Source organism: Acaryochloris sp. 'Moss Beach' (assembly GCF_021497025.1).
In the GTDB taxonomy this organism is placed as follows: Bacteria; Cyanobacteriota; Cyanobacteriia; order Thermosynechococcales; family Thermosynechococcaceae; genus Acaryochloris; species Acaryochloris marina_A.
This window is the reverse complement of record NZ_CP071721.1, coordinates 48,522-68,257: the sequence shown is the minus strand read 5'-3', so window position 1 is coordinate 68,257 and position 19,736 is coordinate 48,522. Positions and strand designations below refer to the sequence as shown.

Annotated in this window: 28 protein-coding genes; 17 read left to right on the top strand and 11 right to left on the bottom strand. The window is 47.8% G+C overall.

Going from position 1 to position 19,736, the window contains the following annotated elements; genetic code table 11:
- Positions 1-111: 111 nt before the first annotated feature.
- The 5 genes from HRE53_RS31060 to HRE53_RS31030 form a co-directional block, all read right to left on the bottom strand.
- Complete coding sequence (locus HRE53_RS31060; protein WP_235112449.1) at positions 112-1,350, bottom strand: hypothetical protein; 1,239 nt, start codon at positions 1,348-1,350, stop codon at positions 112-114.
- 156 nt (positions 1,351-1,506) lie between these two features.
- Positions 1,507-2,457, bottom strand: a complete 951-nt coding sequence (locus tag HRE53_RS31055) for a peptidoglycan-binding protein (protein WP_235112446.1) — start codon at positions 2,455-2,457, stop codon at positions 1,507-1,509.
- Between the two features lie 139 nt (positions 2,458-2,596).
- The gene (locus tag HRE53_RS34805) at positions 2,597-3,607 is read right to left on the bottom strand and encodes a peptidoglycan-binding protein (protein WP_304518442.1); all 1,011 of its coding nucleotides are present in this window, start codon (positions 3,605-3,607) and stop codon (positions 2,597-2,599) included.
- A gap of 277 nt (positions 3,608-3,884) precedes the next feature.
- Entirely contained in the window at positions 3,885-6,506 is a 2,622-nt protein-coding gene (locus HRE53_RS31035; RefSeq protein WP_235112445.1) for a CHAT domain-containing tetratricopeptide repeat protein, read from the bottom strand.
- 275 nt (positions 6,507-6,781) lie between these two features.
- Entirely contained in the window at positions 6,782-7,237 is a 456-nt protein-coding gene (locus tag HRE53_RS31030; protein WP_235112444.1) for a double zinc ribbon domain-containing protein, read from the bottom strand.
- Between the two features lie 82 nt (positions 7,238-7,319).
- On the opposite strand from HRE53_RS31030, the gene HRE53_RS31025 reads away from it, so the two are divergent.
- Complete coding sequence (locus tag HRE53_RS31025) at positions 7,320-8,216, top strand: tyrosine-type recombinase/integrase (RefSeq protein WP_235112442.1); 897 nt, start codon at positions 7,320-7,322, stop codon at positions 8,214-8,216.
- A 174-nt stretch (positions 8,217-8,390) separates the two neighbouring features.
- On the opposite strand, the gene HRE53_RS31020 is transcribed toward HRE53_RS31025, so the two are convergent.
- Positions 8,391-9,512, bottom strand: a complete 1,122-nt coding sequence (locus tag HRE53_RS31020; RefSeq protein ID WP_235112441.1) for a hypothetical protein — start codon at positions 9,510-9,512, stop codon at positions 8,391-8,393.
- 106 nt (positions 9,513-9,618) lie between these two features.
- Here HRE53_RS31020 and HRE53_RS31015 point away from each other — a divergent pair, with 106 nt between their 5' ends.
- Complete coding sequence (locus tag HRE53_RS31015) at positions 9,619-10,041, top strand: hypothetical protein (protein ID WP_235112439.1); 423 nt, start codon at positions 9,619-9,621, stop codon at positions 10,039-10,041.
- A gap of 10 nt (positions 10,042-10,051) precedes the next feature.
- Here the strand turns inward: HRE53_RS31015 and HRE53_RS31010 are convergent, their stop codons facing one another.
- Entirely contained in the window at positions 10,052-10,369 is a 318-nt protein-coding gene (locus tag HRE53_RS31010) for a hypothetical protein (protein ID WP_235112437.1), read from the bottom strand.
- Positions 10,370-10,625: 256 nt separating this feature from the next.
- Positions 10,626-10,844, bottom strand: a complete 219-nt coding sequence (locus HRE53_RS31005; protein ID WP_235112436.1) for a hypothetical protein — start codon at positions 10,842-10,844, stop codon at positions 10,626-10,628.
- Positions 10,845-11,034: 190 nt separating this feature from the next.
- Between HRE53_RS31005 and HRE53_RS31000 the strand changes: the two genes are divergently transcribed.
- From HRE53_RS31000 to ssb, 13 genes are all read left to right on the top strand, one after another.
- A complete protein-coding gene (locus tag HRE53_RS31000; RefSeq protein WP_235112434.1) occupies positions 11,035-11,337 on the top strand; it encodes a hypothetical protein in 303 nt (100 codons plus the stop codon).
- A 68-nt stretch (positions 11,338-11,405) separates the two neighbouring features.
- A complete protein-coding gene (locus HRE53_RS30995) occupies positions 11,406-11,783 on the top strand; it encodes a DUF6876 family protein (protein ID WP_235112432.1) in 378 nt (125 codons plus the stop codon).
- A 58-nt stretch (positions 11,784-11,841) separates the two neighbouring features.
- Positions 11,842-12,183 carry a hypothetical protein gene (locus HRE53_RS30990; protein ID WP_235112430.1) on the top strand — a complete coding sequence of 114 codons (342 nt, stop codon included), beginning with the start codon at positions 11,842-11,844 and terminating at the stop codon, positions 12,181-12,183.
- 69 nt (positions 12,184-12,252) lie between these two features.
- Positions 12,253-12,585 carry a hypothetical protein gene (locus tag HRE53_RS30985; RefSeq protein ID WP_235112429.1) on the top strand — a complete coding sequence of 111 codons (333 nt, stop codon included), beginning with the start codon at positions 12,253-12,255 and terminating at the stop codon, positions 12,583-12,585.
- Positions 12,586-12,647: 62 nt separating this feature from the next.
- Positions 12,648-13,286 (top strand): hypothetical protein, encoded by a 639-nt coding sequence (locus HRE53_RS30980; RefSeq protein ID WP_235112427.1) that lies wholly within the window; start codon positions 12,648-12,650, stop codon positions 13,284-13,286.
- 93 nt (positions 13,287-13,379) lie between these two features.
- On the top strand, positions 13,380-13,649 hold the full coding sequence (locus HRE53_RS30975; protein WP_235112426.1) for a hypothetical protein: 270 nt from the start codon (positions 13,380-13,382) through the stop codon (positions 13,647-13,649).
- Positions 13,642-13,845 (top strand): hypothetical protein, encoded by a 204-nt coding sequence (locus tag HRE53_RS30970; RefSeq protein ID WP_235112425.1) that lies wholly within the window; start codon positions 13,642-13,644, stop codon positions 13,843-13,845. The genes HRE53_RS30975 and HRE53_RS30970 overlap by 8 nt, the downstream gene beginning before the upstream one ends.
- Positions 13,846-13,871: 26 nt before the next feature.
- Positions 13,872-14,204, top strand: coding sequence for a hypothetical protein (locus tag HRE53_RS30965; protein WP_235112424.1), 333 nt, complete (start codon positions 13,872-13,874; stop codon positions 14,202-14,204).
- A gap of 31 nt (positions 14,205-14,235) precedes the next feature.
- Positions 14,236-14,655, top strand: coding sequence for a hypothetical protein (locus HRE53_RS30960; protein WP_235112423.1), 420 nt, complete (start codon positions 14,236-14,238; stop codon positions 14,653-14,655).
- The gene (locus tag HRE53_RS30955) at positions 14,646-15,029 is read left to right on the top strand and encodes a hypothetical protein (protein WP_235112422.1); all 384 of its coding nucleotides are present in this window, start codon (positions 14,646-14,648) and stop codon (positions 15,027-15,029) included. Before HRE53_RS30960 ends, HRE53_RS30955 begins: the two co-directional genes overlap by 10 nt.
- The gene (locus tag HRE53_RS30950; protein ID WP_235112420.1) at positions 15,022-15,282 is read left to right on the top strand and encodes a hypothetical protein; all 261 of its coding nucleotides are present in this window, start codon (positions 15,022-15,024) and stop codon (positions 15,280-15,282) included. Before HRE53_RS30955 ends, HRE53_RS30950 begins: the two co-directional genes overlap by 8 nt.
- A 78-nt stretch (positions 15,283-15,360) precedes the next feature.
- Positions 15,361-16,257, top strand: coding sequence for an ATP-binding protein (locus HRE53_RS30945; RefSeq protein ID WP_235112418.1), 897 nt, complete (start codon positions 15,361-15,363; stop codon positions 16,255-16,257).
- Positions 16,258-16,299: 42 nt separating this feature from the next.
- Positions 16,300-16,755, top strand: coding sequence for a single-stranded DNA-binding protein (gene ssb, locus HRE53_RS30940; RefSeq protein ID WP_235112415.1), 456 nt, complete (start codon positions 16,300-16,302; stop codon positions 16,753-16,755).
- Between the two features lie 182 nt (positions 16,756-16,937).
- Here the strand turns inward: ssb and HRE53_RS30935 are convergent, their stop codons facing one another.
- The gene (locus HRE53_RS30935; protein ID WP_235112413.1) at positions 16,938-17,375 is read right to left on the bottom strand and encodes a hypothetical protein; all 438 of its coding nucleotides are present in this window, start codon (positions 17,373-17,375) and stop codon (positions 16,938-16,940) included.
- 297 nt (positions 17,376-17,672) lie between these two features.
- Here HRE53_RS30935 and HRE53_RS30930 point away from each other — a divergent pair, with 297 nt between their 5' ends.
- Complete coding sequence (locus HRE53_RS30930) at positions 17,673-17,840, top strand: hypothetical protein (RefSeq protein WP_235112411.1); 168 nt, start codon at positions 17,673-17,675, stop codon at positions 17,838-17,840.
- A 103-nt stretch (positions 17,841-17,943) separates the two neighbouring features.
- On the top strand, positions 17,944-18,153 hold the full coding sequence (locus HRE53_RS30925) for a hypothetical protein (RefSeq protein WP_235112410.1): 210 nt from the start codon (positions 17,944-17,946) through the stop codon (positions 18,151-18,153).
- Positions 18,154-18,322: 169 nt separating this feature from the next.
- Here HRE53_RS30925 and HRE53_RS30920 read toward each other — a convergent pair whose 3' ends face one another.
- Together HRE53_RS30920 and HRE53_RS30915 are read right to left on the bottom strand one after the other, a co-directional pair.
- Complete coding sequence (locus HRE53_RS30920) at positions 18,323-18,604, bottom strand: hypothetical protein (protein ID WP_235112409.1); 282 nt, start codon at positions 18,602-18,604, stop codon at positions 18,323-18,325.
- Between the two features lie 86 nt (positions 18,605-18,690).
- Positions 18,691-19,638 (bottom strand): hypothetical protein, encoded by a 948-nt coding sequence (locus tag HRE53_RS30915; RefSeq protein ID WP_235112408.1) that lies wholly within the window; start codon positions 19,636-19,638, stop codon positions 18,691-18,693.
- Positions 19,639-19,736 lie beyond the last annotated feature (98 nt).

The window sequence follows — 19,736 nt, the reverse complement described above, 5'->3', positions numbered from 1 at the left end:
TGCACGCTCCTCAACGATCCAGTTTGGGTAGGGTTTGACAAATGGCTTGGGCAAAGGGGGTATTGATTTCCCGATTGCGGCTGGTAAAGGCTTGGCTGGCATCCTCAGCCATCATCTTCTGTAAAAAGCCTTCGATATAGGCCGTGGCCTGGAGGAGGTCAGCTGGGGGTGAGGGGGGGGGGCACTGCAGCCTAGCTTAAGAAGGATGTCCTGGGGGGCCTGGACCAGGATTTCCACCGTTACATCTTCCCGCAGGGGGTTCAGATCCAGCAGGCGGCTGGCGGTCGATTGGGAGATGCCTAAGCGCTGGGCGATTTCCACGGTGGGGATGCTCTGGCCAAAGAACAGGTCCAGGGCTTCCTTGAACTGAGCCCGCTTTTTAGCCTTTTTGTGATGACGATAGCGATGGCAGATTACCTGTTCGACGGCGGCGTTGAGATGGGGCAGTAAATGCTGAAACAGCACCTGCTCTTGGGGGTCGAGTTCTGGTTCGTCTGGATCTGAGAAGTCTTCGGATTGGACTGAGGCATAGTTCACCAGGTAATGGCGAAGGATCTTCGCCAGGGTCAGCAGCTCCGTATTGACGGCCTCGGGGTCCCGGTCTAGGATGCGGCCCATCTCCTGTAGCTGTCCGGGAGAGGGGGGTAGATAGGGCTTCCGATAGGTCCCTGCCGCCTGGCGCTGCTGGACATAGACCTGATGGAAACAGTGGTGCAAGGCCACAGCGGCTTTGACTTCTGCCGGGGAATAGGTAAACAGGCTATCGGAATCCACAGATCCCTGACGTTTGACCGTCGAGCAGCTGCGGGGAAAGGAATAGTCCGTTAATATTCGGGCTAGGCCGCTGGGGCGGCGGTCACTCAGCAAAAACCAGTTCGTGACTTCAAGTAATCCATGGTCTAGAAAGAATTCTTTCAAGACTCCCCAGCCTTTGAGACAGAGCTTGGTGTAGGTGGAGAGGTTGCTCTTCTCCGGCGAAAAGGTCAATAGGATTTTGGAAGTGAGGGAAACTTCAGGATGGGGAATTGGATATTGACGGAGGTCGGTGGTGGGTCGCGGGTCCATCACCAGGGGAAACAGCTCCGTCGCCGTAAACTGATGCTGGGTGCCATAGGTCTTGGCCTTATCCAGGCATTCATATAGAAGGATGGCGGAGATAAAGCAGCGGAGGCTGAAATGTGCCCAGAGTTTTGGCTGCTCCAGGGCCACGAGATGGGCTTGGACCTGGCGATCCGTCAGATCGACCAGGGGCTGCTGGGGGATAAAGGTTTGGATCTGCTCCAGGACATAGGGTTGATGTTGTCCCAACCCATTGATGGCATGGAGGGTCCAGTAGCGTGAACGGTTCATTCTCTTCGCTTTAACCGGTAACAACTGAGAGGAAAGGGGAGAGGGGGGTGACTTACCCCCTGTTATCCAGGGGCCATTGACCCTATTCAAAAACGGCTGGATAGACGGCGGGGCCTACCCTAGGGGAGTCCTTCTCGGGAAAAGGACTCCCGGGCTTTAGGCTCGATCTAGGGCGGCCCAGGTTTTAGGTCCGACGATACCATCTGGGACTAATCCCGCCTGCCGTTGAAAGGCAATCACAGCCGCCTCCGTCTGGGGACCAAAGATGCCGTCACTGGTAATCCGCAGCCGGGTTTGCAGGTCCTTGACCGCCGTTCCCCGATCTCCTTGGCGCAGGGTGGGACGGCTTGAAGACGTTGGCGGTTCAAGGGCAGCCCAGGTCTGGGGGCCAACGATGCCATCGGCGGTTAGCCCCGACTTCTGCTGGAACGCGATCACGGCGGCCTCCGTCTGGGGGCCAAACATGCCGTCAGCTGTGATGCCCAGTTTGTCCTGGAGGGTTTGGACAGCGGCCCCTCGGGACCCGCGCCGGAGGGTGGGGCGGCCCGCTTGGGGATTGTCGGGAACCGTGGTGCCCATCAGGGCGGCCACCTCAGAGCGGAAGTCATCCATATCAAAGGTGGGGTCTATTTTCCGAGCCCCGGCATATTCCTTATGGCCGACGGCCATGAGGGGGGAGGCGTTGACATAGCTAAGGATAGCGGCCACCCCGCGGCGGTAGGCCGCCATTTGTACCTCAGGCCAGGGGAAGTCGTTGGCGAGGCCAGTATTCTCTGCTTCAATGCCGATAAAGGAGCTGTTGCCCGAGGAGATGCCCTGCCAGCTGCCGGGACCGGCATGGTTAGCGAGGCCTGCGGCAATCACGTAGTAGGTGCCATCGCGAGCTAGACCCAGTTGAGATAAGGGGCCGTTGAGGTCCGGGCGACCGTCCACAAGGATATTCAGGGTGGGCATATTGCCCGTGCGGGGACCGGCGGTATGGTGAAGCATAACGCCTCTGACGGTGCCCATCTCGCGGCGGCCTCGGGTTTGCCAGCCGTCGACTTCAACGACCTTGAGACCGGCTTGGCGGAGAACGGTGGGGAGCCAGGTTAATGAAAAAGCCATGGTGTGAATCCTGTGTTTGTATCAACACCCCCAGATAGCGGTCCTCTCCCTTGCCTATTCAGAGCTGAAATGACCAGCAGGAAATGAGGACAGCGATTTACTGTCCTCATTAGAGGGGGGAGAGGTGGGAGGAAAAAGGCTAGCCTAACTTGGCCCAGGTTTGGGGGCCAACGATGCCGTCAGCAGTCAGGCCATTGCGGCTTTGGTAGGCTTTGACGGCGGCTTCGGTTTGGGGGCCAAAGATGCCATCTGGGGTGAGACTCAATTTGGACTGGAGATATTTGACATCATTGCCGCGAGATCCCTGTCGCAGGGTTGAGCGAGTCGGTGAGGGAGTGGCAGGAGTTGAGGTCTTTTTGCCGTCAATCTTCGCCCAGGTTTTAGCGCCAACGATGCCGTCTGGGGTTAAGCCATTGCGGCTTTGGTAGTCCTTGACGGCGGCTTCAGTTTGGGGGCCAAAGATGCCGTCTGGATTGAGGCCCAGTTTGGCCTGGAGAACTCTGACGATAGCCCCCCGGGACCCGCGTTTCAAGGTGGGACGGCTGCTGCTGCTGCCACTGGGATTGCCAAAGCCCGTTGCAGGGGAGCGGTCCACTCGGCTGGCGGTGGTGGGTCCCCAGAGACCGTCAACGGTAATCCGGTCATTGGGGTTGTATTGATTCCACAGCTTTTGGAAGATCTCTACCTGGAGGTTGCCCAGTTTGGGGCCGCCTGCGGCATAGGTGAAGTGATAAGGGTCTCCAGACCCATACCAGCGCCAGCCATAGCGCTCCAGGGTTGAGCGCCAGCTGCCATAGTCGCCGGTATCAATGGCTAGGCCAGAGTTGTGATTGCTTCGAGGCGGTGGGGCGGCGAGGGGAATATTGCAGCTGCCTCGACGGTACTGCTGGTAGAGCAGATGCTGCTGCATGGGGGTACGCATACAGCTGGTGATGTTGAGCACAGTGCCCCGGGACTCTACGGCTCGGACGAGGGCCTGATAGGCCTTGACCTGCACATAGGGATTTTGGTTCGGGCTGACGCGGATCAGGGAATGGTTAATGCGGCTGAGGACGCCGGGCTTTTCTTGAATCAGCTTTTCTAAGACCTGGACGGAGAGACCGCGAATCAGGCCGGTATTGCAGCTGCCGATGGTTTGAGAGACGTTCATGGGTGGTGATTCCTCGTGGGTTGTTGACTGAGGGGGGATGTTTTCCCTTTACGCTCTCAGTTATCCAGAGGAAGATGACCTTATTCAGGCTATGGAGAGATGAGGTGAATATAAAGTCACAGGAATGGACCTTAGACCTATGAATTCTATTAATTTAGTGAATTGGAGCAGTATATCGTCTCTCTAGTCTTCAGGAGAAATCTGAAAAGCAGCCCTCTGGAAGGAAGGCTGCTGGGGGAAGGGTCAGTTGTAGATTCAAACGGTGGGCTGACAGGGATTACTCCGGCAATCCGATCAGGGTGAAGGCGGCCCATTTACCTGGATCCGTATGCTTTTTCTTTGTCGTCCGCATGGCCATGGTTAAGCTCTTAGCCTTATCCCAGCCCTTGGCATAGACATTGGTATAAAACTCATTCATCAACATGGTTGTTGAGTGATCTGACACGGACCATAGGGACACCACCACCGTCGGTACACCCGCAGCCAGTAAAGATCTGGATAGTCCAACGATTCCATCTCCCGTCACCTTGCCCAGGCCCGTCTTGCAGGCACTTAAGACCACCATCTCAGCCTGGAGTCGGTTCTCCTTTGTCATCTTGATCAGTTCTTGGGTTTGCAGATAGCCATCATGGTTGGGGTCCTTGGCTAAGATAATCGACCCACCTCCAGGGGGGAGATTCTTCTTCTTGGCCTCTGCTGCTTCTGCCTCTGCTTTTGCTTTTTCTGCCGGGGTCAGGTCCTTTAGTAGTTTTAATGATTCATTGGGCTTGAATTCCCCATGGGCGGCAATATGGATCAGGTCTGCCGTTAACAACTTATTTCGGACTAAGGATTCCGTTGCTTTGTCTCCCAGAACTGGCTGCGTCTTTAAAGTCTTGGCAATTAGCTCAGCTTCTGATTTAGCCCCTTTCAGATCATCGAAGCTTTCTGAGGGTGGGGTGGGATTGCCAATAATCAAGGGCCGTTGAGGCCGTTGGGGTCGCTGGGGTTTTAGGTTCTCTTGGTCTTGGAGGTGCTTGAGGGCCTGGATAGAGGGTGCGGTGGAAATGATGTGCTTATCCACGAGGTATTTAGGTTTCTCACCTTTATTTTCAAGCAGCGCTGGGAAGGGGACAAAGAACAGGGAGCGATGGGGAATGATGATCACTCGCTCGTTGGGGTCCTGGGGCAGATAATCTTCAATGGGTTCGATGAGGAGGGTATGAAGCTGACGGAGATAGGTATAGTTCGTCTTTTCTTGAGAAGCTGATGGGGACAAATCGTCCTCCAAATTGGCGTTGTCCAATGCCTGGGGAATAGCGTTGTCCTGGTTGGGGTCTTTAACCCCTCGGATATTTTCCAGCCATTGTCGGGTTTGTGCTTCTAAGTTATCCAGGGATTTCCCCAGCTTTTTACCTCCGATGGGTTGGTGGTCAATGGTGCCATCAGGATGGATCACCCAGGCATAAAGCAGGTTATTGCGGACTAGGGTGTATTCAACGATGGTGGCGTTTTGTTCCTTGGCCACCTGTTTGATCTGCTCTAGGTCAAAAGGGGCATTGGCACCGGAGAGCTGTTGATTCAGGGCACGGGTGCGGCCTTGTTCAGCAACAACGAGGGCTTGTAGGGGTTGGCTTTGGGCAACTAGGACGGTTTGAAGGTCGGAATAGCTATTGGCTTGGGTTTCAAAGAAGGAGATTTGTTGGGGGACCGAGAGGTTTGTATGTAGCTTTTCCCAGACCTCAATGGAGTCTTTTAGATGGGTTTGGGATAGACTGTATTGTTTTTGGCTCAGGTGAGCGAGTCCCAATCCCCAGAGGGATTTAGCCACGCCGTTCTGGTCGCCGATCTTCCGAAATATCTCTAGGGACTTATGGTGGTAGTCAATGGCTTGGACAACCTCTCCCAGGGAATCATAGGCAAGACCCAAATTCATGAGGGAGTTAGCAATGCCGTTCTGGTTGCCGTTCTTCCGAAATATCACCAGGGACTGCTGGTGGTAGTCAATGGCTTGGGCGTACTCTCTCAGGGAATGATAGGCAAGACCCAAATTACCGAGGGAGTTAGCAATGCCGTTCTGGTTGCCGTTCTTCTGAAATATCACCAAAGATTGCTGGTAGTAGTCAATGGCTTGGGCGTACTCTCTCAGGGAATGATAGGCAAGACCCAAATTACCGAGGGATTTGGCCACGCCGTTCTGGTCGCCGATTTGACGAAATATCACCAAAGATTGCTGGTAGTAGTCAATGGCTTGAGCGTACTCTCCCAGGGAACGATAGGCACTCCCCAAATTTATGAGGGAGTTGGCTACGCCGTTCTGGTCGCCGTTCTTCCGAAATATCACCAGGGACTGCTGGTAGTAGTCAATGGCTTGGGCGTACTCTCCCAAGAAACGATAGGCATTCCCTAAACCCATGAGGGAGTTGGCCGCACCCTTCTGGTTGCCGTTCTTCCGCATTATCCCCAGAGACTGCTGGTGGTAGTCGATGGCTTGGGCGTACTCTCCCAGGGAAAAATAGACATTCCCTAAACCCATGAGGGGGTTGGCCACGCCGTTCTGGTCGCCGATTTGACGAAATATCACCAAAGATTGCTGGTAGTAGTCAATGGCTTGGGCGTACTCTCCCAGGGAACGATAGGCACTCCCCAAATTTATGAGGGAGTTGGCCACGCCCTTCTGGTCGCCGATTTGACGATAGAGATTGAGCGCTTCTTCCCAGGCCGCCTTCGCCTCTCGAAACTGGCCCTTGTTAAAGTGCTCAATCCCCTGGCTCAATAACTGATCTGCCCTTGCTTTCTGAGGGGACTGTTGCTCTGGAATCTCCTGAGCAACACTAACAGGATGTGGAAGGAAAACTGCTCCCCCCCATAAACTGAGAAACAGTAAGCAGACTGATCCTTTGAGAGGCACTTTTATCATGAGACAACTCCACGTCTTTGGGGATAAATTCCTGTCTTACAGATCACTTATCTATGAACTACTGACCCTATTCATCATCTTTCAATGAGGTCTCACTGCTATTAGCTATCTCTAGAAATATTTTTCTCTATTATCGTCAAGATGTATAGACCCATAATGCGTGCATTCGACATCTAAATCCCTACATTTTTTTAAAGAACATAGAAGCAATAGTCGACAAAAAAACGAGTATGGAAGGATTGCTTCACCAGTCCTTCCAGAAAGATAACAGCTGGTTAATCCGCCTTATAGGCCGTTCCACAATACGGACAAAATCGATGTTTTAATGACAGGATTGCTTCCTGGCAGCGACTGCAGTGGGATCTCAGTTCTGCTGCACAGGCAAAGCAATATTTTGACCGAAGGGTCATCCATAGAGGATCTGGCGGCGTCCCGGGCACCCAACAGTTGGGACAGAACTTTAAGGCAGCCGTAGCCTCCACAGAGATGCCTTTACATACAGCTTCCAGATACTCTGCAGGAATGCCCAACGCAGTAGCCAGCCCATTCTTAGTCTTATGGTTGAGGGTTGCGGTTATGCCTCGCTCCATCTTGCCGATACTTTGGGGATGAACCCCTGCTTTTAGGGCGATCTCTTTCTGATTCAGTCCGAGTCCAATCCGCAATCGCCGAATATAATCAGCCAAGGTTTCACCGGGGATAGGCAATTGAGAGGACTCTAAAGTATTCATAACAATCTCATCAGAAATCATTGACAAAAAGTTGGAATTAACCCATCTCTAAACATACGCTTAAAGTGATTTTTGGTTGAGCATGTCACAGACTCTCGCTGCCGTCACCACTCTATTTCTGGATCGTCAAGGGCTCGCTAAAAGTACCCAACGGTCCTATGAATTGACCCTGCTCCCCTTACTGAAACTTTATGGCCATTGGCCCATAGAAATCTTGGATCGCCAGGAGATTGTGGCGTACCTCGACGGTCTGACTCATCTGTCCTACACTACCCATCGTCGCCATCAAGCTATTCTTCAATCGCTGCTCAATTTTGCCTTAGAGAATGGGGATATCCAATCCAATCCCATTGCTAATTTGAAGCAGAGAAAACCAGAGCGTGAGAAGGATGAACATTCTACGGATCAAGCGATTCGCTATCTCACTCCCCAACAGCTGCAAAGGCTTTATCAGGTTGTCACGAAAGACAGGCGAATGAATGCTTTAATCCATCTCCTACATCGCAGTGGAGCCAGGATTTCAGAAGTGTTGGCTCTTGATTTGGAGACGGTGAACCTTCAAGAGCAGAAGTTCCAAGTGATTGGCAAAGGCAATAAACAGCGATGGTGTTATTTCAGTGCTGATGCAGCTGAAGCTCTAGAGAAATACTGCAGGAATGAACGTCATGGTAATCATCCTGCCTTATTTACAGCTGAGCATCGCTTTTCAGCAGAGATTACACGGATGAGCTACCACACGGCCTATCATCACTGGGTTCAACTGACTCGTCCCATTCCTGAACTGGAAGGAATTCGCCTGCATGATCTGCGCCATACTTTTGCTACTGAACGGGTGGGGTTGATGGGAATTGAAGAACTTAGGGCCTTAATGGGGCATGAGAAGATACAGACGACTTTGCGATACCAGAAAGTAACTTCTGGTCGGGCTGAGATGGTGGCTCATCAAGCGTTAGATTTGCTTATTCAATCGAGTGAGTAAAGGTTGCTTGAAGATAGAGCAAACGCTGTATTGGAGCAGTCATCTTTTCACTAAGACTCTTAACTCAAGAGTAGGTCTACTACTCTTGAGCTGCAGACTATGAGTAAATTCCAAAGGCGAGGAATTTTATAGTGTATTTGTACTAAATGGCGGCAAATCGCAGCTTAGTTCGTTTTAGGCCTTATAGTCATTGGCGAAACGAAGAGATTTCTGAAGCTTCTCGGCCCCGTCACCACTCGCTGACTGAGATTGCTGGGCTAGGAATTCAGAGAATTTCTCATAGGCTGCTTGGGCTTGTTCTGGGGTGGGGGTTCCCTGCATGACCTCATGCAGCTTCTTAGCCTCTATGAGGTGCTGTGATATCTCGGGGTTGTGCTTCTCTAGCAATTCCAGCCTAGAGAATGTTGAGCTGATCGCAGACTGGTCCTTGCTGGTGAGCTTCCCATCGGGGCTGGCTCCAAAACGGTCAATCAGGTCGGCCATCAGTTCCCAGCCTTCATCCAGGCAAGCCACACGAGACTGTTGCACTGCTTGAGCAATGCCGTTCAACATGAGCTGGCTGGTTTTGATGCGCTCTTGGATGGCCTGAGCTTCCTGCTTTTGCTTCGCTGTCAGTCTCTTCTTTTTAGCTAGCTCGGCCTGTAAATCAGCATCGGCCTTGAGCTTATTCTTGAGGGAGGTAAGCTGGACCGGGCCATCGATGATCACTTGTAAGCTACCGGAGAAATCATCAATGCTGGGGAATTCCTGGGCGTAGTGGATCAGGGCTTGTTCAATCTGCTTCTTTTCCCCTGGAATCGTTTCATTGAGCTTCCGGTCTAACTCCACCAAAAATGTTTCAAGCTGATCTGAGTAGGTGTCCACTAAGTCTTGGCGTAAGGATACAGCCTCTAGTTTGATTTGTTGAGCGAAGTCAACGGCATCATTGATCACACTGCCATCAATAAATCTGAAGGGCTTGACGTAGATGGTGAATTGTTTGTTGAACTTCTTCTGTAGGCCAGAGAGTTGATTTCTAGCTTTTGTGAAGGCATCTGAAAAAGCTTTGCGGTATCCTCCCGCTAGCTCATCGACAACATAGGGATCTAGTCCCAGGTCTACGGCATCCAATCGGGTCGAGAGGCGTAACCCTGAATCAATCTCGATGGAGAGGCGATAGAGATCACGATCTGCGAGGGTATCCCAGATATCTTCTACGGAAAGTTGGGGAGGGGCATCCGTTTTGGCTTTGGCCGATGAGTCGCCTTGTGGGTCTGCGGTCTTGGCTGTGATTAATTTGCTGATTAAGTTTGGCATGAGACTGATTCACTTTCTATATGGATTGTATATTGCCTAGTAGAGATTTTGGATAAAGGACGGCTTGCTATAATTCACCTGGCTCTGATTTCTAGCCTTGAATGATATGGACTTGCAGGAATTTAAATCTAAAGGCTTAACGGAGCTGGAAGAAATATTTTTGGAACCGACTGAAACTGGAACGAATGCTCTGTTGTCTTCTGGGTTGGCTTTGAAGGTCATTCAAGACAACAAGTTGTATTTACCAGGCTCTAAAGGCTTTAAGGTCTATGTGGAAGAAAATCTTGGGGTTACCTACATCCATGCTTTTCGCTGTATTCAAGCGGCTGAACTCGTATTGTTCTTGCAGGAGCATTTTGATGTGCTTCCTCAGTCTGAGAGTGCTGCTCGGCCATTGGTAAAGCTGTCGAGGGCTAATCAGCTTAAGGCTTGGGGAGAGGTGGTGAGGATGACTGAGGGGGATAAGTGGGCACCGGGGAAAGACAGGATAAAGCGGGTGATTACTGGGCTGGGATTGAACAAGGTTTGAGAGTTCCGAATTAGTGGGCCATCGATTGATAGACCGCTATCCCAATCGGAACAAAGATTGAGAAGGTAATCAGGGTGTAGAGAGCGATGAATTTATTGTTGATCGCTTCAAATTTGTCATTGACAGCTTTATTACTAGCCTCAATTTTATTGTTCATTGCATCAAACTTGTCGCTGATTGCATCAAACTTTGAATCTACTCGCTCAAACTTACCGTTGACTTCCTTACGGAATTCTTTGAGGTCAGCGGTTAATGCATCAATGCCTTTTTCGTTGTGGCGAACCGTTTCTCTTAAAACGTCTACTTCGGATACTTGCTGTTGAGGCATGGTTAGCTCCTTCGTTAATTGCATTGTACCAATTGAGTATTTAGCGGTTGGGGGTGAAATCTCTGTGCTTATATATTTATAATATCATAATCAGACGTATACGTTCGATTATAGAGAATAAATTTGTAAATGTATACATTCGATTTTCTGTGCCACTGATTTAGTAACGCGCTATCTATCCAATGACTGCAAAAGCTAGAACCACGCAAGTCCAATATCGAAAATCAGAAACTCAAAAAATTGAAGCGCCACAAAATCAGGATTTCTTTGGAGGCCAATCAATAGACTCATCAGCGATTGCGGCATTAACAATCGCTGATCGTAACCATTGCGGTTTGTTCTTCATCTGCCGAACAATTTGATCGAGGCTGGCGGGTAAGCGGACGCTTAAAGGTGTTGCTGCCAATAGTTCATTAGAGTCTGGAGCTGTTTTGCCAATGGTCAAGTTCTCCAAGCTTTTTTTATTGACTGACATGGATAGAGCCGATAAAGCAACGACTTAAAGGATAACACCTTAATCGAACGTATACATATGTAACAAATACACCTTAATCGAGCGTATACATTCGATTAAGGTGTTATAATACTTACATACAAACAAAGGCACCGCGTCCCCGTCAAGTTCAGCGATGCCCGAGTTAAAACCACTATCAGAGGCTATAACTATGACCACTGTACTCAAAACTCCCACCACCGTCACTGAACTGCTTCAGCTTGTTGACTCTCAAGTCACTGATCCCCTTCATCCTGAAGTGATTGCAGTCGAGATGCAGATCGAGCAATACCCCGGTGTGCGCGAGGGTGGCGATTTATTTGAAGTCTATGCACCCGTCATCTGCAAGCCTGGTCTTCTTCAGCCTCGCCTAGAGGATTGGGTCAAGACTTTCTATGGTGATGACCACTGGCTAGCAGATTGGCGCACCATCCCCACCACTCGCCAGATTGAAGCCGAAAACGAAGAATTCTAGAAACCTCCTGGGGCACCCCTGCCCCTCCCGCTGCACTTACACCCAATCGCTTCAAGGGAATGAATATCATGATCAACGCTTCAGATCTTCAAGCTGAACTCGCGCATTGTCATTGCAGTGAAACCCACTACAAGCACTGGCTAGGAATCCTTTACACAGAAGGGATTAAGACCCTAGCCGATCAGGGGGAATGCTACTGGCTCCTTGATGCAGTAGCTAGCTATCAACCCAAGCGAGCCATCAAGAGTAACCCCAACCTCCGAGAATTCCAGCTCTGGCTTTTAACCGTAAATGAAAACCAGAGCGCTGTCTTAGCCTGCTACGAAGACAGCCCCAGCACTTGCGCTCCCGTCATTACCCAAGACATTCCTTCCACTGATTTCCCACTGCCCGAAATCAAGCTCTACGTGGAATATGGCGTATTGCTGCTGCCTTCTGAACACTAATCCCCTGGCTTGGGTGGTGCCTAACCACCCTCCGCTACATTCTCAACTGGAGTCAATCATGCAACTCGCTGAACTACAGACGGATTCTCTGTGGCCGTATCCCCAGATCGTACAAAACCTAACCAGAGAACAACAAGAGTCAGGCTACTGTGCCCCTTGGATCGAGATTGGGAGTGATGAATATTGGTGGTTTCTAGAGTGCTTGCCACCCCTCTATCAAGACTCTAAAGGGTATGTAAATCCTGAGCTATACACCCATACCCCAGAAGGTAAGCCTCTTTACTTGGGGGTCATTGAAACCAACCATCAGTATTTCGCCAAGCTGGTGACTTTGGCTGAATACATCGAGCTAGATATCAGCAAAGCTTCACTGCAACCCAGAGCAATCCCCGTTGCTTGATTTCTTCTGCCTTGGGTAGTGCCTGATCTGCTTGCTCAACACATTTCGTTTTCTACCGAGATTTTGACAATGAAACCAACCACACGATACAAACTCATTCCACGAGTCAAGTTCATCACTACAGTGGAACTCCATGACCAGCAAATTGCACTCCTCAACCGCCTGGTGCTGGGTAGCAAAGATCTGACCGATGACGAGGCTCTAGACCTCTGGCTATCCCTTAACCCTTATATCCAAGTCTGTGACCATGCCAGCCCCAGAGACATATTTTCCTCGCTCCGATATGCAGCCCTAGCCGCTCTGCCAGCAAAGCCCGAACCCAAGCCGTCTTACCCCGTGGAACTGCTGAATTCCGTGCGCTCAGACATTGAAGCCGATGGTCAGGACTTCATTTGCTGCTAAGGGTCAATCTGCCTACGTTTCTTATAACCGTTCAAACATTAATCGATTTTTGGAGAAACATAATGACTACCGCTTTAGACAACAACGCTACTCGCAATGCTCTGACCAAGGCCATCAAGGAGCATATCGATCCCACTAATCCCCAGAAGGTCAATATCAAGAAATACATCATCAAACAGTACAAACCTGAAGACCCCACAGGACAAGACAAGCTAGCTAAGTTTGCCTGGGAGTTGCATCACGGCAACCGCAATATGCGGAACCGCGATCATGTCCTCGAACTCTTCGGATTGCTGACCCTGGAAGCCACTGGACTAGAGCAGCGAAAAACCAATAAGGCCAAAATCTCTCCCCTGAAAGAGGCAGTGTTCAAAGTGCTTAAACAGGTTGCAGGCCAGGACATTTTGATGATCGTTGCCCTGAATGAACTCATGGATCAACTCACGGTCACTCGTATTAATAGCTGGGAGACGTTCTTTAAGCAACTGGCAATTAAGCGAACAGAACTAGAATCTCTAGCCGATACGGTCTATGAACTCTCGGGGGTTTCTCCTGGTGCAGTTGAAGACCTCGACGCTGTGATTGTGCCTCTCTACAACGATGCCCAGAGTGAAGATATCACCTCAATTGATTGGAGTAATCGCTCTTGGTGGGAGTGGGCCAATACAAAGCTACTGGAAAACGTTGGTAAAGCAGCCTAGCTCCTCTCAATATTTCATCTTGGGTCAGCCCTGTGGCAATACCCCCCAGTAATCGGGGCTGGCCTTCCCTAGCCACTTTTTTTGGAGAAAACCATGCAAGCCCATCATCCAAACTTCCCCGAACGTCCGTTGAGTCTGCCCTTCCTCAATATCAGTAAAACCTCTCCAGTCTTGCCACAGTTGGGGGTCCAACGAATCCCCTTCGACCACCACAAGGATCAGTGCTTCAAAGATTGTGTGGCTTATCTGATGAGCGAAGCCACGAGATTGAGATCCGAGCATCGACATACTGATGCACTCAAGCGGATCGACGCGGCGTTGATGCTAGAAGCTCTACTGCATGACGGTTATACCGATGTCTAGGCAATTCATTGCTGCGGCCCTAGGGCTTCTGATCGGGGTGCCTCTGGGGGCTTGGCTGGTCTTCCGATTTATTCCTAAGCCCGATCCAGCCATAACCGTAGAGATTGCGGAGATTCAAGAGGATGCCGCCTTATCCCGACTCAAGAGTAAAAGGCATCGCCAAATTTTTGCTGAATCAAACGATGCCTTTCATTGAACGAACCATTCAACGAGGTCATTCAAATGAATCCTACAACACTCTCCCAACAACTACTCAACAGCATTGATCTGCCTTCCTACGAACTCCATACCAGACCTACCGCTGACAACGACCGCAAGCTCAATGTCTTCTATGGCTCTCGGCTGATCGGGTATGTGTACATCAACTTTATCCAGGGTCAATCCAATTACGTCGGCACCACCCTCAATCATCAGTCCTTCGGCCCCTACTCCCGCAGGATGGAAGCTGCCGAAGCGGTCTTAGAGGCTTTCAATGCAGGACTGACAGATGAACAACGGTTGAGGGTCGCTCTTGCTCATGAGATGGCCGAGAACATGGCTGTCATTGCCTGCTAACTTCAACTGCTAAAGATGTGGAGGAATCACCATGAAAATCACCATCACTAAATCAACCCGTGCAAAGAAAGAGAAGGGCATCCAGATCAATGACCAATCCGTCTTATTCTCCCCCTTCCATGTGTGGAACCCAGAGATGGAAAGCGACAAAGCCTATCAAGCTTACAAAGTGTACCTCTATCAAGTCATTGACAAAGGGCTAGATCCTGCCGACATCGCTAATACCTTGGCCCAAAAGAATGGGCTGAAGATTTCGCTTCGATGGAAGCCTGCCACTGGGAATGAAATTAAACGTGAAGTCCAAAACCTAGCGCAAGTTGCACAGACAACCAGCGGATTAAGCCTCATCTCAAATCGTGATCTTGGATCTGAACACGGTCTTAAGGACTATCTCGAATGGAAGTATCCAGCCCCAGAGCAACAATCTTTACTGGTGCCGCAATGCCAATAATCAAGGAACGATACGCCGACAACTGGGACGACATTGCAACACGGGTTAAAGATGAAGCCAAGTGGTGTTGTACTGAGTGCGGCAAACCCTGTCGCAAGCCTGGGGTTAAGTGGTTGCACTTCGCTTTCTGGCTGATGATTAATCATCCTGAATGGTTCCCAGTCACATCAGAGGGAGAGAAGCAGAAGCCCCAACGATTTACCCTCACCGTGGCGCACCTGGATCAAGATCCACAGAACAATGCTCCAGATAATCTCAAGGCTCTCTGTGCCCCTTGTCATTTGAAGTTTGATGCTCCATTTCGGCAAGCCAACGCTTATACCAAGCAGGAATGGTTTGGACAGTTAAATTTGGAGGATTTGAACAATGGATAGATCGATGTGGAACCTCCTTCAAAGAGGTCGAGGTGCCTTACAACTGAAACCACTGGGATGTCTGAGTAGGCAGTCAAAATCACTTTGCCAAGGCTGCGAACCGGGGCAGGTTTACGAATGTCAAGCCTGTGGCTATCTTCAGCCCTGGTGTAAAGGAGCTGCCGATGACTACCCTGAAATTTGCGATCACTGCTGGGGTCTCGCTGAACAAATGCACGGAGTTATTAAAATCCCGATGGAATCCGAGAAATGAACGCAGCCACAAACAAAGCAGGCCCAAGCCATACTTTCAGCCACTACATACCTATTAACTTTTTCAAGGAGAATTCCCATGTTTCAAAAAGCCACTAAAACTCAATCCCGGTTACGGCTTGCCCTGTGTGGACCTTCAGGTAGTGGTAAAACCTTTACTGCCCTGAACATTGCTCAACATCTGGGTAATACTGTTGCCGTAATTGATACTGAACACGGCAGTGCTAGCAAGTACGCCGATAGGTTCGACTTCGATGTGTGCGACCTCACGGATCATCATCCCGCTAAATATATTGAGGCGATTAAGGCCGCAGGCCAAGCAGAGTATGAGGTAATTTTGGTCGATAGTCTTTCCCACGCTTGGTTTGCAGAATGCCAGCTTGCAGGCAAGGGATTTGATGGCTGGAAGGATGTTCGACCTCTAGAACGCGCCCTAGTGGATGCTATGCTCTCTAGTCCAAGTCACATCATCGCTACCATGCGGAGTAAGACGGAATGGGTGATGCAAGAGTATGTGAACAAGCAGGGTAAAGCCTGTGTAGCACCTAAGAAGGTGGGCACTGCACCGATACAGTCGAGTGGCATTGAATACGAATTTGACCTAGCAGGAGAATTAAACCTAGAGCATGTCCTCACCATTTCCAAGTCTCGCTGCCCTGAGCTGAGCAATCAGCAATTCCTCAATCCTGGTCAAGAACTCGCTGAAGCGCTCAATGCTTGGCTCACCGATGGCGCACCCATGCCAGAGTCCGGGCAGCAGAAATGCGATCGGGTGAGGGCAGCACGTCAATTAGCGGGACTCGATACCGAATCCGTCAAACATTTGCTTAAGACACAATTCCAGCGCACCTCCCCAAGTCAACTCGCTAGTGAGCAAGTGGATGAGTTGATCCAGATGATTGAGGCTACACATACCCAAGTCAAAGGCCCTCAAAGCAATGCAGATACGGTGGCGGCAAACTCAGCCGCTGCCTAGAACACAGCACAGAAAAACCATTAACCACTTAGGAGAACCATCATGAATACCGTGAATCTAATCGGCAGACTCACCGCAGACCCACAGATGAAGTATTTTGAGTCTGGTAAAGCCATTGCCAAATTCCACCTTGCCGTCAACCGCACCAAAGACGAGACTGACTTTTTCGAGATGGAGGCATGGGAGAAGACAGCAGAAGTTATCGGGCAGTACTGTAAGAAAGGCTCTCAGGTTGGAGTTAGTGGTCGTCTGTTGCAAGAATGCTGGCCTGACAAGACCACGGGGGCGAACCGCTCTAAAGTTGTTGTGAGGTGTCAACGGGTTGATCTGTTGGGTTCCAAGCAGGATGAGCACGCATCGGGTGATACCACTGCTTCAGTTCCGTCCCATGCTCCAGTCCAGACCCACAGACCCCAAACACAGGCACAGGTCGCCCATCCAACAGCGGTACATGCTGCGGCAGGCCCAGGCGTTAGTAATGATGACATACCATTTTAGGTAGAGGTCGAGTCTAAGCAATGATGCAAAGCCTTGTTGTGTTCTGCTTCAAGGCTTTGCATCTAAAAAAGAGATTTATTCAGTAAGAAGTAATATACATAATTATTCAAAAAATAAAAAACTCTTCAAAACTTTGCGTCAGTCTGCTATTTATAATTGATGTCACAGAATTCACATACTCATCAAATATTTTTTTTATGACTAATCACTTCTTTTCTATTCTCGTAATCATCGGCAAACATCAAATATAATTGACTATTCAAACCAACCATTATAGTAACAATATTAGAAAGATCTTTTATAACTATATTATGCTGCTCACTGAAGCTAGGACTAAGTTTTACTTTCCAAAAAGCAAGCTCGCTATTAGCGATACTAAGATGTACTCGTGCTAGAGACAAATTGTCTTGCAAGACATGCAAATGTTCAATTCGTTTTTTAGCAATTGTTTCAGACTCAATTGAAACTCCCGATGCAGGGCATAAGTGAGAATAATGAAAGTTTATCTCTCGTATAATTTCTTGATTTTCATTTAATGCCGCTATATAGTCTTTAGCAACGCGATATGAATCATCTCTTCTTTTGTTTGTAAGCCACTGGCTGTAAGTTAAAAAATGCAAGAAAAAATCCTGCTACAGTAAAGCTAGAAGAAACAATGCTAGTTAAACTAACACCCTTTATCAATTCTGGGAAACTAGTAGAGCCTAAGCTAAATCCACTAAGAAATGATATTATTATTGCTGGTAATAAAATAATCAAAACTGGTTTTTTTTGCCAAGAATAAATGTCTCCTAAGAAGCAGAAATCTAAAATAACTTATTATAGAAGCTGATCTATCCTTTCACATTTGACTTGCTAAATCGCATCTTTTATTTTTTAGACTGGATAGGGATTAAGTACAAAAAGTCATCGAGTATTTGTGCAAAGGCAAACAGCATATCTGTCACACCAACTCGGATCGTGCTTGTCGGGGTGGCCGCGATATCCAACTGCAAGTCTTTACAACATTGGGCTTCATTGATGAGCCTACGGATGAGGCGTTGAAGGTGGCGAATCAAGAATTTTTGCAATCCCAAAGCTCTTGACTTGCTGAACAGGCCAGACTCTTTAGGGATTCCCGATCTTGGCTCTGGCTAGACTGCTTTGCTAGCATGATGCACTGAACAACATTCAATCCCCCATCTATCCATGTCAGAGCAAGATAAGTACTCCATACCTCCCTCTCGAAATACTGAGGAAATTCTCGACAACTTCAACAGCGATGCCAAAAAGATGCGGGCTAAAGCTGCTAGGGCTAGGATTGCTGCTCGGCAGAAAGCGGAACGGGATGCACGGCAAAGAGCAGCGGTTGAGAAGATTCCCTCAAAGCATCGGTACGTGCCCGATCAGGCCAGATAGACACTAGGATCGGACGGCTAACGATTCAGACAGATTAGCTCATCTACTAATAACTTATAGAAAAGTAATTCAAATTCAATCATTCTCTTTTGAATAATTTTCAATTTTTGTAATAACTGGGATTAGATAATCTTGAATATATTTATTTAAGGTATATCCACTGATTTTTTCAGTTTTTTTTAGCAGCTTCACTTTTCAACAACTTTTGGATACTTTTTAGCCATTTTAATTCATCTATAAGATTGTCTTTTTGTGATTCATAGCGTGATGGTAGTGCCTGAAAAAGAATCATCTTATCAGAAGAACTCATTTGCAATAGACTATCTAAAAACAAATTTGGATCAATGCAATCAAGAATGGGTTTGTCATAATAAGTAGTTATTGATTCATCTGTATAATAAATTGAGTCAGGACATATCATAAAAATAAATTTCCAAATATCCTCCTTCATTATTTCAGGAATTTCTTGAGCTGCTTCTTTCGTTTTTTTTGTCTAGAAATGATTCGTAAGCATCAAGAATACATTTTCTAAAGTCTTTATATTCTGTTGATTCTCTTGCAAGAACACCTAAGTTTTTTATAGCTACTGTAATTATAATACATATTCTGTAATGGCCCAAAATCAAGTGAACAATTTTTGGACATATGTCTTATACATTGTTTTGATTTTTCTAGTATTTCTTCTTTTTCTAATTCATAGAGTCTCGCGTCTGCGAAATAAAGAAGAAGCCCAACAATATGACAGATTTCTCCAATATCAGTGTACTTATAGCTCCACAATTTATCTGATACTTCTTTGAGAACAATAGAAAATTCATCATCAGACAGATCAGAGTAATGCCATAACCTTATCCAATCTAGTGTATCCTTGTCTTGGAAATATTTGCTGCTATTAATACTTTCATGTAACTCATTTAAATCAATTAGACCAGTATCAAAGAAATCTTGCCACCATTTCAAACTTGGGAAAAAAGTATCACCCTTAAAAAAGCTGTATTTTTTGAATGCTTCTGATTCCCAATTAGATAAACTATCCTTAGTGCTTTCATTGTCATTAATGATAACAGGAAAACAAAATTCAGAATGTTTCTTCAGAACTTCAAAAATCTCATCTGAAGTGAATGAATTACTTTTAAGTTCTATTGATAAAAGTACTAATGCTTTTAATAAAGAACTTAATGCTTGTTGGTTATCTTTTACATTATTAGTCAATTTTTCATATATTCTGTCAAAATCAAGAATTATTTGCTTCAAATACCTCAAGTTTTTACTTCCTGATTCAGAGAATACACTCTTTATTATATTTAGATTTTCATCTCGAAACTGCCTATGGTTTACCTTAGAAAGTTCACTAATGTAATTTAGTAAAACATCATCAATAACGTGAGAAATAGAAAATATTTTCCCAATTAATTTTTCTTTTATAATCAAGTAATCATCTGTATTTGATATTTTCTCTTCATCAGCAACGAGAATTACCTTCAAATTTTTTTTGCTCTACAAAATAATTAATATATCCTAGGATTTGTTTAATGTCTAACGCACATCTTTCTAGATCATCAAATACAAGTATGCATTTATCT

Excerpts from the sequence above, each read along its gene's own strand:
- HRE53_RS31060 (WP_235112449.1), bottom strand. The coding sequence starts at position 1,350 with ATGAACCGTTCACGCTACTGGACCCTCCATGCCATCAATGGGTTGGGA.
- HRE53_RS31055 (WP_235112446.1), bottom strand. The coding sequence starts at position 2,457 with ATGGCTTTTTCATTAACCTGGCTCCCCACCGTTCTCCGCCAAGCCGGT.
- HRE53_RS34805 (WP_304518442.1), bottom strand. The coding sequence starts at position 3,607 with ATGAACGTCTCTCAAACCATCGGCAGCTGCAATACCGGCCTGATTCGC.
- HRE53_RS31035 (WP_235112445.1), bottom strand. The coding sequence starts at position 6,506 with ATGATAAAAGTGCCTCTCAAAGGATCAGTCTGCTTACTGTTTCTCAGT.
- HRE53_RS31030 (WP_235112444.1), bottom strand. The coding sequence starts at position 7,237 with ATGAATACTTTAGAGTCCTCTCAATTGCCTATCCCCGGTGAAACCTTG.
- HRE53_RS31025 (WP_235112442.1), top strand. The coding sequence starts at position 7,320 with ATGTCACAGACTCTCGCTGCCGTCACCACTCTATTTCTGGATCGTCAA.
- HRE53_RS31020 (WP_235112441.1), bottom strand. The coding sequence starts at position 9,512 with ATGCCAAACTTAATCAGCAAATTAATCACAGCCAAGACCGCAGACCCA.
- HRE53_RS31015 (WP_235112439.1), top strand. The coding sequence starts at position 9,619 with ATGGACTTGCAGGAATTTAAATCTAAAGGCTTAACGGAGCTGGAAGAA.
- HRE53_RS31010 (WP_235112437.1), bottom strand. The coding sequence starts at position 10,369 with ATGCCTCAACAGCAAGTATCCGAAGTAGACGTTTTAAGAGAAACGGTT.
- HRE53_RS31005 (WP_235112436.1), bottom strand. The coding sequence starts at position 10,844 with ATGTCAGTCAATAAAAAAAGCTTGGAGAACTTGACCATTGGCAAAACA.
- HRE53_RS31000 (WP_235112434.1), top strand. The coding sequence starts at position 11,035 with ATGACCACTGTACTCAAAACTCCCACCACCGTCACTGAACTGCTTCAG.
- HRE53_RS30995 (WP_235112432.1), top strand. The coding sequence starts at position 11,406 with ATGATCAACGCTTCAGATCTTCAAGCTGAACTCGCGCATTGTCATTGC.
- HRE53_RS30990 (WP_235112430.1), top strand. The coding sequence starts at position 11,842 with ATGCAACTCGCTGAACTACAGACGGATTCTCTGTGGCCGTATCCCCAG.
- HRE53_RS30985 (WP_235112429.1), top strand. The coding sequence starts at position 12,253 with ATGAAACCAACCACACGATACAAACTCATTCCACGAGTCAAGTTCATC.
- HRE53_RS30980 (WP_235112427.1), top strand. The coding sequence starts at position 12,648 with ATGACTACCGCTTTAGACAACAACGCTACTCGCAATGCTCTGACCAAG.
- HRE53_RS30975 (WP_235112426.1), top strand. The coding sequence starts at position 13,380 with ATGCAAGCCCATCATCCAAACTTCCCCGAACGTCCGTTGAGTCTGCCC.
- HRE53_RS30970 (WP_235112425.1), top strand. The coding sequence starts at position 13,642 with ATGTCTAGGCAATTCATTGCTGCGGCCCTAGGGCTTCTGATCGGGGTG.
- HRE53_RS30965 (WP_235112424.1), top strand. The coding sequence starts at position 13,872 with ATGAATCCTACAACACTCTCCCAACAACTACTCAACAGCATTGATCTG.
- HRE53_RS30960 (WP_235112423.1), top strand. The coding sequence starts at position 14,236 with ATGAAAATCACCATCACTAAATCAACCCGTGCAAAGAAAGAGAAGGGC.
- HRE53_RS30955 (WP_235112422.1), top strand. The coding sequence starts at position 14,646 with ATGCCAATAATCAAGGAACGATACGCCGACAACTGGGACGACATTGCA.
- HRE53_RS30950 (WP_235112420.1), top strand. The coding sequence starts at position 15,022 with ATGGATAGATCGATGTGGAACCTCCTTCAAAGAGGTCGAGGTGCCTTA.
- HRE53_RS30945 (WP_235112418.1), top strand. The coding sequence starts at position 15,361 with ATGTTTCAAAAAGCCACTAAAACTCAATCCCGGTTACGGCTTGCCCTG.
- ssb (WP_235112415.1), top strand. The coding sequence starts at position 16,300 with ATGAATACCGTGAATCTAATCGGCAGACTCACCGCAGACCCACAGATG.
- HRE53_RS30925 (WP_235112410.1), top strand. The coding sequence starts at position 17,944 with ATGTCAGAGCAAGATAAGTACTCCATACCTCCCTCTCGAAATACTGAG.
- HRE53_RS30920 (WP_235112409.1), bottom strand. The coding sequence starts at position 18,604 with ATGAAGGAGGATATTTGGAAATTTATTTTTATGATATGTCCTGACTCA.